Source organism: Allobrachymonas wangyanguii (assembly GCF_045055315.1).
Classification (GTDB): Bacteria; Pseudomonadota; Gammaproteobacteria; order Burkholderiales; family Burkholderiaceae_C; genus Brachymonas; species Brachymonas wangyanguii.
The window spans coordinates 1,126,239-1,143,086 of record NZ_CP173677.1 but is presented as its reverse complement, the minus strand read 5'-3'; the positions used below and the strand labels follow the sequence as shown (position 1 = coordinate 1,143,086).

Here is a 16,848-nt window from a genome sequence, read left to right as displayed (position 1 = left end):
TTCCTTAGCCCTGGTCCTCGTCGAACCAGTGTTCGCGGGCCTTCATGATCAGCGCGGTAGCAGCTTCTTCATCGAGGCCGGCAATCTCCACGAGCTCATCGGTCGCCAGGTCGGCCAGCTCGTCACGCGTATGTACTTCGGCTGCAGCCAGCTTGGCCAGCAGCTCCGGCGTCATGCCTTCCAGGTCACGCAGGTCGAGCGCGGTGTCATCCACGCTTTCTTCCTGGGCGATGGCCATGGTCAGCAGCGCATCCTTGGCACGGGCACGCAGTTCGTTCACCGTGTCTTCGTCGAAGGCCTCGATTTCCAGCATTTCCTGCAGCGGCACGTAAGCCACTTCTTCCAGGCTGGTAAAGCCTTCCTCGATCAGGATGTCGGCGATTTCCTCGTCCACATCCAGCTTGCTCATGAACAGGGTGCGCATTTCCTGCTGCTCGCTGGCCTGCTTTTCGGCAGACTCGGCAGCGTCCATGATGTTGATCTTCCAGCCGGTCAGGTCGGAGGCCAGGCGCACGTTCTGGCCGCCACGGCCAATCGCCACCGCCAGGTTTTCCTCGTCCACGACCACGTCCATGGCGTGCTTTTCCTCATCGACCACGATGGACTGCACGTTGGCCGGAGCCAGCGCGCCAATCACGAACTGGGCCGGATCCTCGCTCCACAGCACGATGTCGACACGCTCGCCAGCCAGTTCGTTGGTGACGGCGGTCACGCGGCTGCCGCGCACGCCGACACAGGTACCGATCGGGTCAATGCGCTGGTCGTGCGCGACCACGGCGATCTTGGCACGGCTACCCGGATCACGCGCGCAGGACTTGATCTCCAGCAGGCCCTGCTCGATTTCAGGCACTTCCTGGCGGAACAGCTCCATCATGAAGGCCGGCGCGGAGCGCGACAGCATGATGGGGGCACCACGCTGGGTGGTATCGACTTCCATGATCATGGCACGCAGGCGGTCGCCGGTGCGGAAGTTTTCCTTGGGAATGGTTTCGCTACGGCGCAGGCGACCTTCGACACGGCCGCTTTCGACGATCAGGTCGCCCTTGTCCATGCGCTTGACGGTACCGCTGAAGATCTTCTCGCCGCGATCCAGGAAGTCGCGCAGCAGCATGTCGCGCTCGGCGTCGCGGATGCGCTGCAGCACCACCTGCTTGGCCGTCATGGCACCGATACGGCCGATCGGCATCGATTCCACCTGCTCCTCGATGAAATCGCCTTCGACGACGTCAGCGACGCGCTCCTGCGCATCCATCAGCAGTTCTTCGGCGTCGGGGTTTTGCAGGCCGGCCTCGTTCGGCACCACCAGCCAGCGGCGGAAGGTGTCGTATTCACCGGTTTCACGGTCGATGGCGACGCGGATATCCACCTCGCCTTCATACAACTTGCGCGTGGCCTGGGCCAGCGCCATCTCGATGGCGCCGAAGACGACATCACGGTCAACGTTCTTTTCGCGGGCAATGGCCTCGACCAGCATCAGCAGTTCGCGATTCATGGTGTGGTTCTCCGTTTCTTGTTCGCTAGGATATTGGAGCCTGTATCAGGACTCGGAATCAGGTTCGGCCGCATCGGGAACGGCACGGCGACGGCCCTTGAAGTCGACCACCGGGGCCAGTCGGGCCTCGCGGATCTCGTCCAGGGTGAAGCCCAGCGCCTGCAGCGGTGCCGGCGGACGCTTCTTGCTCACGCGCACACCGGGCTTGGCCGGCGGCGCATCGCTCCAGACCACCTGCCAGCCGGCTTCGGTCTTTTCGAGCGTGCCACGGAACTTCTTGCGGCTGGCAGCAATGCCGGCCTCGTTCTCGCCAATGGGTTCCAGCAGGGTGATGTCGACCTCTTCGCCAAGGAAGCGTTCGAAATCCAGTGCGTGGCGCAGCAGCCGGTCAATGCCGGGCGAGGAGACTTCCAGGCGGTGGTAATCCACGGCCTCGACCTCGAACACGTATTGCAGCTGGCGCGAGACACGCTCGCAATCCTCGATGGTGACGAACTGCTCGGGCAGTTCGGCATGCTCGGGCAGCCACGGCAAGTCGATGGTAATGCGCAACACGCCCCCGGCGGCGCGCTCGATTTCCACGAGGTCCAGCCCCAAGCCCTGTACGGTTTGTTCCACCAATTCCTGCAATGCCACGCGTATATCCTGATCCCTGTGATTGATTGAATGCTGCAAGCCGTTGATTACAATGAAAAAATCAAGCGTCTTGCAAGGCGATCCACCAGCTTGGACAAAAAAAATGGGCGGTTGAAAACCGACCCATATTGCTTTTATGCTTGATGGTGATAAGCGTGTATTATAGACGATCCGCCTGCACGGGACAAGCCCTTGGCGATAAAATGACATACAAGGCCTGCCGCTGTCGCGCGCGGCCATCCACAATAGCAAAAAAGGACACACTCCATGGGTTTTCTGACCGGCAAGAAGCTGCTGATTACCGGCCTCCTCTCCAACCGCTCCATTGCCTACGGCATCGCCAAGGCCTGCCACGAGCAAGGTGCCGAACTGGCATTCAGCTACGTGGGCGAGCGCTTCAAGGACCGCATCACCGAATTTGCCGCCGAATTTGGCAGCAATCTGGTATTTGAATGCGATGTCGGCAGTGACGAATCCGTGGCCCGGCTGTTCGCCGACCTGAGCCAGACCTGGCCCAAGTTCGACGGTTTTGTACACAGCATCGGCTTTGCCCCGCGTGAAGCCATCTCCGGCAAGTTCCTGGACGGCATGACACGCGATAACTTCCAGACCGCCCTGGACATCAGCGCCTACAGCTTCCCGGCCATGACCAAGGCGGCCCTGCCCTACCTGAATGACAAGTCTTCGGTGCTGACCCTGACCTATCTGGGCGCAGTGCGCACCATCCCCAACTACAACACCATGGGCGTGGCCAAGGCCGCCCTGGAAGCTTCCGTGCGCTACATGGCCGAATCGCTCGGCCGCATGGAAGACGGCCGCTGCATCCGTGTCAACGGCGTCAGCGCCGGCCCGGTCAAGACGCTGGCTGCCAGCGGCATCAAGGACTTCGGCAAGCTGCTGGCCTACATGGCGGCCAACGCCCCGCTGCGCCGCAACGTGACGATCGAGGAAGTCGGCAACGTCTGCGCCTTCCTGCTGTCCGATCTGGCTTCCGGCGTCACGGCCGAGATCAGCTATGTCGATTGCGGCTTCAGCCAGACGGCTGGCCTGGGTTCCGATTACGACAAGGCCTGATCGCCCTGGCCTGAACAACAGAAAAGCGCCCTGACCGTCTGGTCAGGGCGCTTTTTTCATGTGCTAAGCCGGCAGCTACCGGGAACGGGCGCCGCAGCGCCCTGCCCGCTCAGAAGTTGCTGGAGAACGGCGAATGGTGCTGCGTCTGGATCATGTCATCCATGGTCAGCGCCGGCGCCTGCTTGGGTTCGCCTTCGGCCACGCAATCGGCGTAAAAGCGGCGCTCGCCGTTCTCGTCGACCTGCTCGACCAGGCCGTGGATATCGGTCTCGAAGCCCGGGCACTTGCGGGCGAACTCGCGCGCAAACTTCAGGTAGTCGACGATCTTGCGGTTGAACACCTCGCCCGGGATCAGCAGCGGGATACCCGGCGGGTACGGCGTCAGCAGGCCAACGGTGACACGGCCTTCCAGCTGGTCGATCTCGACGCGCTCGGTGCGGCGGCGCGCGATGTGCGCGTAGGCATCGGCCGGCGTCATCGCCGGGGCCAGCTCGGACAGGTACATCTCGGTCGTCAGACGGGCAATGTCGTACTCGGCGTACAGCGTGTGCACGTGCTGGCACAGGTCACGCAGACCCATGCGCTCGTAGCGGCGGTGCGACTGGCAGAACTCCGGCATGACGCGCCACATCGGCTGGTTCTTGTCGTAATCATCCTTGAACTGCTGCAGCTCAGTCAGCATGGTGTTCCAGCGGCCCTTGGTGATGCCGATGGTGAACATGATGAAGAAGCTGTACAGGCCGGTCTTCTCGACCACCACGCCATGCTCGGCCAGGTACTTGGTGACGATGCTGGCCGGAATGCCGGTTTCGTCAAAGGTGCCGTCCATGCGCAGGCCCGGCGTGACGATGGTCGCCTTGATCGGGTCCAGCATGTTGAAGCCATCGGCCAGGTCGCCAAAACCGTGCCAAGACTGGTCGTCCGGTTCGCCGCTGCGGATGATCCAGTCGTCGGCGCGGCCCATGCCCTCGTCGGCAAAGCTTTCCGGACCCCAGACCTGGAACCACCAGTCGTTGCCGAATTCCTGCTCGACCTTGCGCATGGCACGACGGAAGTCCAGCGCCTCGGCAATACTTTCCTCGACCAGCGCGGTGCCGCCCGGCGGCTCCATCATGGCAGCTGCCACGTCACAACTGGCGATGATGCTGTACTGCGGGCTGGTCGACGTGTGCATCAGGTAGGCTTCGTTGAACAGGTAGCTGTCCAGCTTGCGCTCCTGCGAATCCTGCACCAGCACATGGCTGGCCTGGCTGATACCGGCCAGCAGCTTGTGGATGGACTGCGTGGAATACACCATGGTCTTGGACGGACGGCTGCGTTTGCGGCCCATGGCGTGGAAGGTGCCATAGAACGGGTGGAAGGCCGCGTGCGGCAGCCAGGCCTCGTCAAAGTGCAGGTTGTCGACAAAACCGTCCACCATCTGCTTGATGGTCTCGGTGTTGTAGAGCACACCGTCGTAGGTGGATTGCGTCAGCGTCAGGATGCGCGGCTTCACCGTATCCGGGTCCACGCCCTTGAGCAGCGGGTTGGCTGCAATCTTGGCGCGGATCGCTTCGGGGCTGAATTCCTCTTGCGGAATCGGACCGATGATGCCGAAGTGGTTGCGCGTCGGCTTCAGGAACACCGGAATCGCGCCAGTCATGATGATGGCGTGCAGGTTGGACTTGTGGCAGTTGCGGTCGACCACCACCACGTCACCGGCGGCCACGGTATGGTGCCAGACGATCTTGTTGCTGGTGCTGGTGCCGTTGGTGACAAAGAAGCAATGGTCGGCATTGAAGATGCGCGCAGCATTTCGCTCGGATTCCCCAATGGCACCGTTGTGGTCCAGCAGCTGGCCCAGTTCCTCGACCGCGTTGCAGACGTCGGCGCGCAGCATGTTCTCGCCGTAGAACTGGTGGTACATCTGGCCGATGGGTGATTTCAGGAAAGCCACACCGCCGGAGTGGCCGGGGCAGTGCCAGGAGTAGGAACCATCTTCGGCATAGTCCAGCAGCGCCTTGAAGAACGGCGGCTGGATATATTCCAGATAGGCCTTGGCCTCGCGAATGATGTGGCGGGCCACGAATTCGGGCGTGTCCTCGAACATGTGGATGAAGCCGTGCAACTCGCGTAGGATGTCGTTGGGCAGGTGGCGGCTGGTCTTGGTTTCGCCGTAGACGTAGATCGGCACATCCTCGTTCTTGCGGCGCACTTCCTCGATGAAGTTGCGCAGGTTCTCGACCGCCAGGCTGACGTCGTTATCGCTGTTGACATCAGTGAATTCCTCGTCGTCGATCGACAGGATGAAGGCGCTGGCGCGGCTCTGCTGCTGGGCAAACTGGGTCAGGTCACCATAGCTGGTCACGCCTACCACCTCGAAGCCCTCACTCTCGATGGCCTCGGCCAGGGCGCGGATACCCAGGCCGGAAATGTTTTCGGCGCGGTAGTCTTCGTCGATGATCACGATCGGGAAGCGGAATTTCACGGGGGAGTTCTCCTTGGCATGGCAAAACAGGCCGCAAGAACGGCCTGTATCGAATAACCGACATCATAGTGGCTGCACAGCGAAACAGGTGCAGAAAAATGTCAAAACCCGCCAGGCTGTCGTACTGATGCTGCAGTGCGACAACGTTGCGGGAACCTGTGGCTGCACCGATGATCCAACAAGGTCGTCACAACCATATGACAATAGGGCATGCCCCTGCAGCCCGCAGGTGCACTGCTGCAACCGGAGGACGCAACACGATGGAAACCTCAACCCTGTGGTGGATTGCCGCCGTCCTGCTGCTGGGCGCGGAGCTGCTGAGCGGTACCTTCTTCCTGCTGATGATGGCGCTGGCCGCCGTGGTAGGCGCGCTGATGGCGCATCTGGGACTGGGGCTGCCGGCCCAGCTGGTGGTGGCCGCCCTGTCCGGTACCTTGCTGACCGTCGGCTGGTACCTGCTGCGCAAGCGGCGCAAACAGGCGGCCGATCCCGATCGCAGTGCCACGCGCAACAAGCTGGATATCGGCAGCACCGTCATGGTCGAGGCCTGGCTGCCGGACGGCACGACCCAGGTACAGTACCGTGGTGCACGCTGGCAGGCGGTGGCGGCCAACCCGCAGCAGCCGACAGTGACCGGCCGCCATACCGTCACCGATATCCGCGGCAGCCAGCTGGTACTCAGCCCGGAAGCCTGATCGTCATACGCCCGGGCTATAGTCGCCCTGCCCCCTTTCGCATTTTCCACAAGGAGTTTTCATGGAATACGCCATCATCCTGCTCGTCGTCGCCATCATTTTCATAGCCAAATCGGTCAAGGTGGTGCCGCAGCAGAGTGCCTGGGTGGTAGAGCGCCTGGGCAAATACCATGCCACGCTCAACCCCGGCCTGAACCTCCTGATCCCGTTCATCGACCGCGTTGCCTACAAGCACAGCCTGAAGGAAATCCCGCTGGACGTACCCAGCCAGGTCTGCATCACGCGCGACAACACGCAGCTGCAGGTGGACGGCATCCTGTATTTCCAGGTCACCGATGCGATGCGTGCCAGCTATGGCTCCAGCAACTACATCGTGGCGGTCACCCAGCTGGCGCAGACCTCGCTGCGCAGCGTGATCGGCAAGCTGGAACTGGACAAGACCTTTGAAGAGCGCGACATGATCAACGCCCAGGTGGTCAATGCGATTGACGAGGCGGCGCTGAACTGGGGCGTCAAGGTGCTGCGCTACGAGATCAAGGACCTGACGCCGCCGGCCGAAATCCTGCGCGCCATGCAGGCGCAAATCACCGCCGAGCGCGAAAAACGCGCCCTGATTGCCTCATCCGAAGGCAAGAAGCAGGAGCAGATCAACCTGGCCGAAGGCGAGCGCGCCGCTTTCATCTCGCGCTCCGAGGGTGAAAAGCAGGCTGCCATCAACGCCGCCCAAGGCGAAGCCGTTTCCATCCAGGCGGTGGCCGATGCCACTGCCGACGCCATCGAGCGCATTGCCGCCGCCATCCGCCAGCCCGGTGGCGACCAGGCCGTACAGCTCAAGGTGGCTGAGCGTGCCGTGGATGCCTATGGCAAGCTGGCCTCCGAAGCCCGCACCACGCTGGTGGTACCGTCCAACATGACGGAAATGTCCTCGCTGATCGCCTCGGCCATGAAGGTGGTGCAGGCCCAACAGGGTGACAAGGCCTGAGGCACAAATTTTTTGCGTCAACCTTTGCCGCAGCGCAGAAGTAGTGCTAGAATCCCGGTTTCCACGGAGAGATGGATGAGCGGTTTAAGTCGCACGCCTGGAAAGCGTGTGTAGGTTAATAGCCTACCGAGGGTTCGAATCCCTCTCTCTCCGCCAGATACAAAAGCCCCGATGACTTGCAAGAGCATCGGGGCTTTTCCTTGGCATCTTGCCTGGCGGCTCGCAGGCCAGTCTCAGGCCGCCAGCCGCTCCCAGCTCAGATGGCGCGGATCACGCCACTCGCCCTGCAGCTCCTGCCAGGGCTGTTGTGCCTGCGGTGCTGCGGCACTGCGACGCAGGCGCTCGAACAAGGCGAGCGATTCCTGCTCGAAGTCGAAGGTGGGTACGGGAATGGCGGGATGAAAACGGGGTGCGGACATGAAAAACTCCTTTTAGCGTTTGGTCTGACTACGGGTGGCAAGTCGGGATAAATCACCCGGGCCGTTTCCCGCCAGACGGCGGACGGGAGGCCAGCCCCGCTATACCGGAAACACCATGCAGAAAGCCCTCGGGCCACAGGCCGGAGGGCTTTCTGTTCCGGCTTGGTTGCCATTGCTGGCCACATCTGCTTGGCAATACCACCTTGCCCCGGGAGGCAGGTTGGTGCGGGCAAGATGCCCGACTCCTGATGTATATGGTTTCATTATGCCGGGCGCCGCAGCAGAGTCAAGTCCGTGCAAACCCGCAGGCATCGCATTGCAGCGACAATCGCCCCATTCCTCCATCCGTACACAGGAGCCCTGCCATGAGCGACATCACCATCTACCACAACCCCCGATGCAGCAGTTCGCGCAACACCCTGGGCCTGATCCGCAACAGCGGCGCAGAACCAGTCATCGTCGAATACCTGAAAACGCCGCTGACGGCTGCCGAGCTGCAGGCCCTGCTGCAGCGCATGGGCTCCCATGTGCGCGACATCCTGCGCGAGAAGGAAGCGGTGTACCAGGAGCTGGACCTGGGCAACGCCAAGTGGAGCGATGCCGAGCTGCTGGGCTTTGTCGAACAGCACCCGATCCTGATGAACCGCCCCATCGTGGCCACGGCCAAGGGCGTGCGCCTGTGCCGCCCCTGCGAACAGGTGCTGGAGATCCTGCCGCAAGCACAGCAAGGCCCGTTCACCAAGGAAAACGGCGAAGTCGTGCAGCCCTGAGCCGGCTTACAGCTCGATCACGTTCAGCTGCTGGCCCAGCACCTGCTGCGCCAGCGGCACCAGATGCGCATGGTGCGTCAGGAAGAGCACCTGGCGCTGGCGTGACAGCTCGCCCAGCACCTGCAGGCCGGCGGCGGTGCGTGCATCGTCAAAGTTGATGAACACATCGTCGGCAATCAGCGGCAGCACCCGGGCGGACGGCCCGTGCTGCAGTTCCAGTGCGGCCAGTCGCAGCGCCAGATAGAGCTGGTCACGCGTGCCTTCGCTCAGGCCGGACACCTCCACCTGCTGACCGTTGGCGCGCACGCCGCGCAGCTCCGACTTGTTCTTGTCCAGCTCCACGATCAGGCGCTCGAACGCACCCAGTGTCAGCGTGCGGAACATGGCGGAAGCGCGCTGCAGCATCGGCCCCTGATGGCGCTCGCGGTACTGCCCGGTGGCCCACTGCAACAGCTGGCCGGCCAGCTCCAGCTTCAGCCAGCCCCGCATGGCCTCGGCCATATCCGTGATCGCCTCCTGGCGACGTGCCTCTGCCACAGCGGCATCCTGCTGTCCGGCATGGCTCTGCAGACCGGCCTCCAGCGTGCCCGCCTGCCGGCCCAGCTCCGACAGCTGGCCGCGCACGTTCTCGTAATCATCCTGCGCCTGCTGCAAGTGCAACGGCAGACTGTCCAGCTCCTGCGCGGCAACTTCTGCCCGCAGCTGCTCCAGGTTCAGGCCACCGGCATGGCGCAGCAGTTCTTCGCGATCACGTTCACAGCGTTGACGCTGGGCCTGCTGCGCCGTGAAGCGGCTCACTACCTGTGCCAGCAGCGTCATGTCGGACACACCGGCGGCGGCGTAAAGCGGTTGCAGACGCGCCTGCAACTGTGACTGGCGCACCCGAACCTGTTCCAGCTGCCGATGCTGTTCGGCGCACTGGGCTTGCAGCCGCTGCTGCGCCGCCTGCTGCTCGCGCGCCTGCTGCAGGCGCTGGAACAGTTCGCGTGCCATGCCATCGGCGGCCAGGCCGGACAGCTCCGGTGCCAACGGCTGCAACGCCTGCGCCTGTTGCGCCAGGGCATCCAGGTCAGCCTGCATGGTGCCAATGCGCTCGCTGGCCAGCTGCTGCATGGTTTGCAGCCGGTTTTGCATATCCATGGATATGTCCAGATAACGCTCTATCTGATCCTGATCAGGAATGGATTCTTTGTATCCGGCATCTGTACAGGCTGCTTGCCACTGCTGCTGCCAGTCTTCCCAGGCTGTCCGGGCCTGCTCCTGCTCCAGCACGGTTGCCTGTTGCGACACCGCCAGCTGCTGCAACTCGCGCTGCAGACGCTGGCGCTCCCCCTGGCTGCGCTCCCAGGCGGCACTGCGTTGCTGCGCCTGTTGCAGGCAGGCCGGCAAGGACAGGCCCTGCGCTTCTCCACCAAGCGCCTGCTGCAGTTGCGCGCGGCTGCTGTCGAGGGATTGCTGCAGCACCTGCGCCTGCAATTCCTGTTCTTCCAGATCCGTGAGCAGTTTCAGGATCTGCTCCCGCTGCTGCAACCAGGCGCTGGCCTGATCCAGCGTCAGCGCCGGCATGCCGGCAGCCTGGCACAAGGCCTGCCAGTCCTGCTGCAGCTGCACCTGACGCTGTGCCAGTGCCTGCAACTCCTGCTGGCGCTGACGGATGAGCTGCTGCTGTTTTTCCTGCTGCAGCTGCAGGCTCAGGCGATCAGCTTCGTGCTGCGCCGTGGCCATGCGGGTATCGGCCAGCGTATCGGCTGTGCGTACCGATTCGGCATAGGTGTCGGCCTGGGACAGCCGCTGGCTCGGCGTTTGCAGCAACTGCTGCCAGAGGGCATCACGCGCATCACGCGCCGCCTGCACCTGCCCGTGCGATACCGGCTGGTGCGTGCGCACCAGCTGCTCCAGCGTCAGATGGCGGCTGTCCACCTCCTGTTGCAGGCCAAGCAAGGTCTGTTCCAGCTGGCGCTGCTCGCGCACATCATCCCGCTGTTGCTGTTGCAGCTGCTCGATGCGCACCTGGGTTGGCGGCAGCATGCTGCGCAGGGCTTGCGGCGATTCCGGAGCATGTGGCAGCGCCTGCAGCGCGTTGTCGATCTGCTGTTGCAGCTGTTGCAGCCGCAGCGACAGCTGCTGCTGGCGCGTGACGGCATCACCCAGCGCCAGCGCCTGTTGCATGGCTGCGTGCAGTTCGGCGCTGACGGGCTGGAGCGTCAACGCGTCCAGCTCCTGCTGCGCCTGTTGCTGGCGTTGCTGCAGCTGGGAGCAGGCCTTGTTGGCCACCGTCAGCGCATTGGCGATGCCGGAGGCACGCTTGAGCAGTTGCTGCAGGCGCAATCGCACCGGCATGCCGGGCAGGCTTTGTGCAATCGCCTCGGTGCTCAGGCCGCTCCAGCCCAGGTCGCTGGCCAGTTCCTGCAGGCGCTGTTCCTGCTGCCGGTATTCCTGGCGGCGCAGCGGCAGATCGCGTGCGTGGTCACGGTAGCGCTTGCTGTTGTCCTGCAGCGCCTCGATCTGCTCGGCAGCCTGCAGCAAGGCCTGTGGCAGCACGATACCGGCCAGCTGCCGCTCCAGTTCCGCACAGCTGTGTTGCAGACGTTGCTGCTCGGCATCGAGCAGGGCCTGGTCCTGTTGTGCCTGCTGCAGGGTGCTGGCGGCATCTCCGGGCAGGTCCGGTGCCACGCCTTGCGCCAGCAGTGCGTCCAACACCTGCTGCTGTTCATCCAGCAGTTGCAGCGCCGGCGCGGCCTGCCGGATACGGCGCAGGCGCTGGATCTGCTGCTCCAGCTGCTGCATGCGCTCGCGTGCCTGTTGCAGTTGCTGCTGCGTTTGCTGCAGCTCGCCCTGCTGTTTCTTCCAGTCGCTGCTGCGCAGCGTGTGCTCCTTGAGCACTTGCGTGGCGGTCTTGAAGGCGTCTTGCGCCTGGTAGAAGACGCGGTTGCTGGACTTGCGCGGCGCCCACAGCGTATCGGCCTCCTGCTGCAGGCCCTGCACCAGCTGGCCCAGGTGCTGCAGGCCGGCGGCCGACTGGAACAGCAGCTGCCCCAGCTGACCGGATGCGTTCAGCATGTCGGCGCTGCCCTGTACCAGGGTGTCGTGATCAAGCGCCTGCATGCGCTCGAAGGCCTGCAGGTCCAGCCCGGCCAGCCAATCGGCCAATGCGGCATCGGCAATCACGCGGTCATCTTGCGGATCACGCAGCGTCTTGCTGTTGGCCTTGATGCGGTCAAACGCCAGCTGCTCGCTGCCGCGCTGCAGGACGCCGCCGAGCCGCAGATCCGGCTTGGGGTGCAGAAAATCCAGCGGTGTACGCGCCGGAATGCCGTAGAGCCAATCGGCAATCGCCTTGCGCAAGGTGGATTTGCCGGCTTCGTTCGGACCAACCACCAGATGGATGTCGCAGGCCGCTTCCGGCAGCCGGATCTGGCGATCGGTGAATTTGCCGTAGCGGATCAGGTTCAATTCGCGGATACGCATCAGCTCTGCCCTCCTGCATCATCCTGCTGCAGGCGTGCCTGCAGCAACTCTGCCGATGGCGTCAGCCAGGCGGGCAATGCTGCAGCGGTATCGGCAAGCAGGGCAGCCAGATCAGGCTCCTGTTGCAACACCTCATTCGGTACCTTGCCCAGCGCCTGCTGCACCATGTCGGCGCGCTGTTTCAGCCAGTCGGGGTCCTGCGCCGCCACCTGCATCAACTGGTCCAGCTCCTGCAGCGTGTCCTGCCAGTCGGCATCGTCCAGAGCCTGGCGCTCCAGCGGCGAACTGGCCAGTTGCACCTTCTCGATCCAGAGCCGGTCGGCATCCAGTGCCACCGCCTGCCCAATCACCTCCTGGCGCAACTGGGACTGACGCGCCAGCAACGCAGCGTGCGCCGCTGTAGCGCCCTGCAGCCGCACACGCACCGCCGCCGGATGCCCGTCCGGCAAGGCCGCCAGCAGCTGCTGCAGGGACTGTCCGACCAGACGCACGGCCTGCTCGAAGGTATCCGCTTCCGCCACGGAGACCTCCAGCACAGCCCAACGCAGCACATCCAGTTCCAGCGGCTGCACCCGGGTAATGCGGTCCTCTTCAGCATGCACCAGCAAGGCACCACGCGCGCCGGTTTCGCGCACATGGCGGCCCTGTAGGTTGCCCGGAAAGGCGATGGTGCAATCGGGCAATTCCCACAGCTGCTGCTCGTGCACATGGCCAAGCGCCCAGTACTGGTAGCCGCGCGCCTGCAGTTCGGCCAGTGAACATGGCGCATAGCGCGCATGGGCGCTATAGCCCTCCAGCGCCGTATGCAGCACGCCGATATTCAACCAGCCGGCCACCGCATCGGGATAGCCAGGCAGCAGATTGTCCAGCGTCTCGCGCGTGCGGAAACTGTGACCATGCAGCGCCACGCGCAAGGCATCGATACGGAAAGTCTGTGCCTTGCGGCTGCTGAAAACGTGGACGTTCTCCGGCAACACCAGCCGGCTGGTCATGTCGCTATCAGCATCGTGGTTGCCATGCAGCAGATAGACCGGGATGCCAGCCTGCTGCAGCCGCCCCATCTGGCGCACAAAGAACAGGCCGGTGTTGAAGTCCTTCCAGCCACCGTCATACAGATCACCGGCAATGACCAGGAAATCGACCTGCTCGGCCAGTGCCGTATCGATCAATCGCACGAAAGCCGAGCGCGTAGCCGTGCGCAGGCGTTCCGCCGGAGCGTCCGGGTAGGCTGACAGGCCGCACAAGGGGCTGTCGAGGTGGATATCGGCGGCGTGGAGGAACTTCATGGGCAGACTCGCAACAGTGTTGCAGGCATTGTAGTGGCCGCCTTGCAACAGCCCTGGCCGACAAGCTTGTGGCGGCTCCGGGTGGGTCACGGGAATGACATGCGTACGTCATTCCGATTACATGCGCGGGGCGTACCGTAACGGTCATGAAACACGTCCGCTCCATCTTTCTCTCTGACATCCACCTCGGTACGAAAGCGTGCCAGGCGGAACGACTGCTGGAGTTCCTGGAGGAACACACGGCAGACAACATCTTCCTGATCGGGGATGTGATCGACTTCTGGAGTATGAGCCGCAGCATGAACTGGTCCAAGGCTCAGAACCAGGTGGTACAGAAGCTGCTGCAGCGCGCCCGCACCGATACCCGCGTGGTCCTGATTCCGGGCAACCATGACGAGATGCTGCGCGACTATTGCGGCACCGTGTTTCTGGAGATCAAGGTGGTGCACCAACTGATCCACCAGGCCGCCAACGGCAAGCGCTACCTGCTGATCCATGGCGACCAGTTTGACCAGGTGACGCAGCACCACAAATGGGTGGCCCAGCTGGGCGACCAGGCCTACAACACGCTGGTACGCCTGAACATGTGGCTGTCCTGGGCGCGCCGCAAGCTCGGCATCAGTGGCTACTGGTCGCTGGCCGGCTACGCCAAGCGCAAGGTCAAGAAGGCGCTCAACTTCATCTTCGACTTCGAGGAATGCGCCGTACAGTACGCCCGCGACCATCAGGTCGAAGGCATCATCTGCGGCCACATCCACTGGGCCACGATCCGAGAGATCAACGGCATGAAATACGTGAACTGCGGCGACTGGGTCGATTCCTGCACCGCCATCGTGGAAGACCACGACGGTTCGCTGGAGCTGATCGCCTGGCACCAGGGCACTCCAGCCCAGGTACCGGCCGAAGACATGGGAAGCGCGGTCAAGGCCTGATCATCCATGCGCGTCCTGATGACGTCTGATGTGTATTTTCCGCGCATCAACGGTGTTTCCACTTCCATCGATACCTTCCGGCGCACCCTGGGCAGCTTCGGCGTGGAGCTGCGCCTGGTGGTGCCGTCCTACCAGGGCGAGGCCAGTACGCCGGACATCCTGCGCGTTGCCGGCCGGCCGGTACCACGTGACCCGGAAGACCGCCTGCTGAAATGGCGCGCCATGCGCCAGACCTGCCTGCAGGCCGCTGCCGATTGCGATCTCGTGCATATACAGACGCCATTCGTGGCGCACTACGCCGGTGTGCGCGCAGCCCGCAAGCGCGGCCTGCCGGTAATGGCCACCTACCACACGCTGTTCGAGGAATACCTGCAGCACTACGCACCGATGCTACCGTCCGGCTGGCTGAAGCAGCAGGCACGCAACTTTTCGCGGCGCCAGTGCAACGCACTCGATGCCGTCGTCGTGCCGTCCAGCGCCATGCAGCAGCGGCTGCTGGACTACGGCGTCACCAAGCCGATCCATGTGCTGCCCACCGGCATCCCGCTGGACAATTTTGCCAATGGCTGCGGCAGCCGTTTCCGGCAGCAGCACGGCATTGCCGCGGAGCGCCCGATGGCGCTGTTCGTCGGCCGCGTGGCGCATGAAAAGAATATCGATTTCCTGCTGGACGCCCTGCCCCATGCGCTGGAAACCTGTCCGGATCTTCTGCTGGTGATTGCCGGCGAAGGCCCGGCACGCGCCGAGCTGCAGCAAGAGGTGGCACAGCGCGGCTTGCAGGCATCGGTACAGTTCATCGGCTATATGGATCGGGTACACGAGCTGCCATCCTGCTATGCCGCCGCCGATGTGTTTGCCTTTGCCTCGACCACCGAGACCCAGGGCCTGGTGCTGCTGGAAGCCATGGCGGCCGGCACCCCGGCCGTGGCGCTGGCCGCCATGGGCACCATCGATATCCTGGCACCTGGCCGTGGCGCCGTCGCACCGCCGGCCGAAGCGCGCGCCTATGGCCAGGCGCTGGCAACTGTTCTGCTGGATCGCAGCCTCCTGTTCCAGCTCAGCCAGGACGCCGTGCGTTATGCCGCCGAATGGTCGGATCGCGCCATGGCCAGCCGCCTGTCACAGCTGTATCACAGCCTGGCACCCTGAAGCCACGGCGCTTGCTGGCGGCAACCGCCCATGCCAGAATGGCCTGCCATGCACACTCTGGATCTGTTTGCCGATGACCGCCCGGATGCCGGCCAGCGCGAACCGCTGGGCGCGCAGGCCGTCGTGTTGCGCGGCTACGTGCTGCCTGGCCTGCCAGCCTTGTGGCAGACGCTGCAACAGCTGACCGCGCAATCGCCGTTCCGCATCATGCAAACGGCCGGCGGTCGCAGCATGTCGGCGGCACTATCCAGTTGCGGCAAGCTGGGTTGGGTGTCGGACTCGCATGGCTACCGCTACGCCCCGCGTGACCCGCACAGCGGCAAGCCCTGGCCAACAATGCCGCAGACGCTGTTCCAGCTGGGCCAGCAGGCGGCTGCCGAAGCCGGCTTTGCCGATTTTGCGCCCGACACCTGCCTGATCAACCGCTACCTGCCTGGCGCGCGCATGGGCCTGCACCAGGACCGGCATGAGCGCGACTACCGTCAGCCGATTGTCTCGGTCTCGCTCGGGTTGCCGGCAATTTTCCAGTTTGGCGGCCTGAAGCGTGATGCCGCCGTACAGCGTGTGCCGCTGTTTCATGGCGATGTGGTGGTCTGGGGCGGCGTGGACCGCCTGCGCTTTCATGGCGTGCTGCCGGTCAAGCCCGGAGAGCACCCGCTGCTGGGAGCGCAACGCATCAACCTGACCTTGCGCAAGGCCGGCTGAGCACGACGAGTGCATCAGGCTGCGTCAACAGATCCAGAAAAGACAAAAGCCCGATGCACATGGTGCACCGGGCTTGTATCTGGAGCGGGAAACGAGGCTCGAACTCGCGACCTCAACCTTGGCAAGGTTGCGCTCTACCAACTGAGCTATTCCCGCAGAAGCTGTCATTATATGACGATTTCTGGCGTTTTTGCAAGTCACCGAAAATTTCTTGAAATTTTTTCCGGTCTGTTTCGTGCCACCGAAACCTTGCTTGCCGCTGACAGCGCACTGTGTTTGCTGTCAGAAGCTGCGCATTGTACACAAGTTTTGGCGATTTTTACGCACCCTTGTGAACAATCAGCACGGAGCGCGATGCGTGCGACACGACGCGCTGCGCCACGCTGCCCAACATCAGCTTTTCCACGCCCTTGCGGCCGTGCGAACCCATGATGATCAGGTCGGCACCGACCTGGTCTGCCACGTCGATGATGCCCTTCCAGACCGCGTAGGCGTCGACCGTGACGGCCTCGGCAGTCACGCCCTGGTCGGCAAAGCGCTGCTTGACTTCATTCAGCACGCGCTCGGCTTCTTCGTTCACGGCAGACAGGTATTGCGTCTGGCCAAAGGCGAAGTCCGGGCCGGCGCTGGCAAACGGATACGGATCCAGCACGTACACAGCCGTGATCTTGGTGCCCGGGAAGGCGCGACCCATGGCGATCGCCTTGTCAACGGCCAGGCTGGCGGTATCGGAACCATCGATAGGCAAGAGGATATGGTTGAACATGGTGGTC

The 16,848-nt window shown here is 63.3% G+C and carries 14 protein-coding genes, 2 tRNA genes and 1 riboswitch; of the genes, 8 read left to right on the top strand and 8 right to left on the bottom strand.

Features of this window, described 5'->3' with window-relative positions; genetic code table 11:
* Positions 1-4: 4 nt before the first annotated feature.
* Together nusA and rimP are read right to left on the bottom strand one after the other, a co-directional pair.
* Positions 5-1,492 (bottom strand): transcription termination factor NusA, encoded by a 1,488-nt coding sequence (nusA, locus tag ACI3EV_RS05515; protein ID WP_329770313.1) that lies wholly within the window; start codon positions 1,490-1,492, stop codon positions 5-7.
* A gap of 45 nt (positions 1,493-1,537) precedes the next feature.
* Positions 1,538-2,128, bottom strand: coding sequence for a ribosome maturation factor RimP (rimP, locus tag ACI3EV_RS05510; protein ID WP_329770311.1), 591 nt, complete (start codon positions 2,126-2,128; stop codon positions 1,538-1,540).
* A 267-nt stretch (positions 2,129-2,395) separates the two neighbouring features.
* Here rimP and fabI point away from each other — a divergent pair, with 267 nt between their 5' ends.
* Positions 2,396-3,202 carry an enoyl-ACP reductase FabI gene (fabI, locus tag ACI3EV_RS05505; RefSeq protein ID WP_337691987.1) on the top strand — a complete coding sequence of 269 codons (807 nt, stop codon included), beginning with the start codon at positions 2,396-2,398 and terminating at the stop codon, positions 3,200-3,202.
* A gap of 109 nt (positions 3,203-3,311) precedes the next feature.
* Here fabI and ACI3EV_RS05500 read toward each other — a convergent pair whose 3' ends face one another.
* Positions 3,312-5,669 carry an arginine/lysine/ornithine decarboxylase gene (locus tag ACI3EV_RS05500; RefSeq protein ID WP_329770309.1) on the bottom strand — a complete coding sequence of 786 codons (2,358 nt, stop codon included), beginning with the start codon at positions 5,667-5,669 and terminating at the stop codon, positions 3,312-3,314.
* Between the two features lie 260 nt (positions 5,670-5,929).
* On the opposite strand from ACI3EV_RS05500, the gene ACI3EV_RS05495 reads away from it, so the two are divergent.
* The 3 genes from ACI3EV_RS05495 (at position 5,930) to ACI3EV_RS05485 (ending at position 7,502) form a co-directional block, all read left to right on the top strand.
* Positions 5,930-6,364 (top strand): NfeD family protein, encoded by a 435-nt coding sequence (locus tag ACI3EV_RS05495; protein ID WP_018714006.1) that lies wholly within the window; start codon positions 5,930-5,932, stop codon positions 6,362-6,364.
* A 61-nt stretch (positions 6,365-6,425) separates the two neighbouring features.
* On the top strand, positions 6,426-7,346 hold the full coding sequence (locus ACI3EV_RS05490) for an SPFH domain-containing protein (RefSeq protein ID WP_018714007.1): 921 nt from the start codon (positions 6,426-6,428) through the stop codon (positions 7,344-7,346).
* A gap of 65 nt (positions 7,347-7,411) precedes the next feature.
* Positions 7,412-7,502, top strand: a tRNA-Ser gene (locus ACI3EV_RS05485).
* A 77-nt stretch (positions 7,503-7,579) separates the two neighbouring features.
* Here ACI3EV_RS05485 and ACI3EV_RS05480 read toward each other — a convergent pair.
* Positions 7,580-7,765 carry a hypothetical protein gene (locus ACI3EV_RS05480; RefSeq protein ID WP_337691988.1) on the bottom strand — a complete coding sequence of 62 codons (186 nt, stop codon included), beginning with the start codon at positions 7,763-7,765 and terminating at the stop codon, positions 7,580-7,582.
* A gap of 152 nt (positions 7,766-7,917) precedes the next feature.
* Positions 7,918-8,022, bottom strand: a riboswitch (SAM-I-IV-variant riboswitch).
* A 108-nt stretch (positions 8,023-8,130) separates the two neighbouring features.
* Between ACI3EV_RS05480 and arsC the strand changes: the two genes are divergently transcribed.
* A complete protein-coding gene (gene arsC, locus ACI3EV_RS05475) occupies positions 8,131-8,535 on the top strand; it encodes an arsenate reductase (glutaredoxin) (RefSeq protein WP_337691989.1) in 405 nt (134 codons plus the stop codon).
* A gap of 6 nt (positions 8,536-8,541) precedes the next feature.
* Here arsC and ACI3EV_RS05470 read toward each other — a convergent pair whose 3' ends face one another.
* The gene (locus ACI3EV_RS05470; protein WP_337691990.1) at positions 8,542-12,003 is read right to left on the bottom strand and encodes an AAA family ATPase; all 3,462 of its coding nucleotides are present in this window, start codon (positions 12,001-12,003) and stop codon (positions 8,542-8,544) included.
* Entirely contained in the window at positions 12,003-13,289 is a 1,287-nt protein-coding gene (locus ACI3EV_RS05465) for a DNA repair exonuclease (protein WP_337691991.1), read from the bottom strand. The genes ACI3EV_RS05470 and ACI3EV_RS05465 overlap by 1 nt, the downstream gene beginning before the upstream one ends.
* Positions 13,290-13,435: 146 nt before the next feature.
* On the opposite strand from ACI3EV_RS05465, the gene ACI3EV_RS05460 reads away from it, so the two are divergent.
* Genes ACI3EV_RS05460 through alkB form a run of 3 tightly spaced genes read left to right on the top strand, consistent with a single transcriptional unit; the run spans position 13,436 to position 16,075 of the window.
* Positions 13,436-14,221, top strand: coding sequence for a UDP-2,3-diacylglucosamine diphosphatase (locus ACI3EV_RS05460; RefSeq protein WP_337691992.1), 786 nt, complete (start codon positions 13,436-13,438; stop codon positions 14,219-14,221).
* A 6-nt stretch (positions 14,222-14,227) separates the two neighbouring features.
* Positions 14,228-15,370: a glycosyltransferase gene (locus tag ACI3EV_RS05455; RefSeq protein WP_337691993.1), complete on the top strand. Its 1,143-nt coding sequence runs from the start codon at positions 14,228-14,230 to the stop codon at positions 15,368-15,370.
* Between the two features lie 48 nt (positions 15,371-15,418).
* Entirely contained in the window at positions 15,419-16,075 is a 657-nt protein-coding gene (gene alkB, locus ACI3EV_RS05450) for a DNA oxidative demethylase AlkB (RefSeq protein ID WP_329770299.1), read from the top strand.
* Positions 16,076-16,155: 80 nt separating this feature from the next.
* Here the strand turns inward: alkB and ACI3EV_RS05445 are convergent.
* Positions 16,156-16,231 (bottom strand) — tRNA-Gly (locus ACI3EV_RS05445).
* 163 nt (positions 16,232-16,394) lie between these two features.
* Positions 16,395-16,841, bottom strand: coding sequence for a universal stress protein (locus ACI3EV_RS05440; protein WP_329770298.1), 447 nt, complete (start codon positions 16,839-16,841; stop codon positions 16,395-16,397).
* Between the last annotated feature and the right edge of the window lie 7 nt (positions 16,842-16,848).

Bases quoted from the DNA above. Each gene is read 5' to 3' on its own strand.
- nusA (WP_329770313.1), bottom strand. From the start codon at position 1,492: ATGAATCGCGAACTGCTGATGCTGGTCGAGGCCATTGCCCGCGAAAAG.
- fabI (WP_337691987.1), top strand. From the start codon at position 2,396: ATGGGTTTTCTGACCGGCAAGAAGCTGCTGATTACCGGCCTCCTCTCC.
- ACI3EV_RS05495 (WP_018714006.1), top strand. From the start codon at position 5,930: ATGGAAACCTCAACCCTGTGGTGGATTGCCGCCGTCCTGCTGCTGGGC.
- ACI3EV_RS05490 (WP_018714007.1), top strand. From the start codon at position 6,426: ATGGAATACGCCATCATCCTGCTCGTCGTCGCCATCATTTTCATAGCC.
- ACI3EV_RS05480 (WP_337691988.1), bottom strand. From the start codon at position 7,765: ATGTCCGCACCCCGTTTTCATCCCGCCATTCCCGTACCCACCTTCGAC.
- arsC (WP_337691989.1), top strand. From the start codon at position 8,131: ATGAGCGACATCACCATCTACCACAACCCCCGATGCAGCAGTTCGCGC.
- ACI3EV_RS05470 (WP_337691990.1), bottom strand. From the start codon at position 12,003: ATGCGTATCCGCGAATTGAACCTGATCCGCTACGGCAAATTCACCGAT.
- ACI3EV_RS05465 (WP_337691991.1), bottom strand. From the start codon at position 13,289: ATGAAGTTCCTCCACGCCGCCGATATCCACCTCGACAGCCCCTTGTGC.
- ACI3EV_RS05460 (WP_337691992.1), top strand. From the start codon at position 13,436: ATGAAACACGTCCGCTCCATCTTTCTCTCTGACATCCACCTCGGTACG.
- ACI3EV_RS05455 (WP_337691993.1), top strand. From the start codon at position 14,228: ATGCGCGTCCTGATGACGTCTGATGTGTATTTTCCGCGCATCAACGGT.
- alkB (WP_329770299.1), top strand. From the start codon at position 15,419: ATGCACACTCTGGATCTGTTTGCCGATGACCGCCCGGATGCCGGCCAG.
- ACI3EV_RS05440 (WP_329770298.1), bottom strand. From the start codon at position 16,841: ATGTTCAACCATATCCTCTTGCCTATCGATGGTTCCGATACCGCCAGC.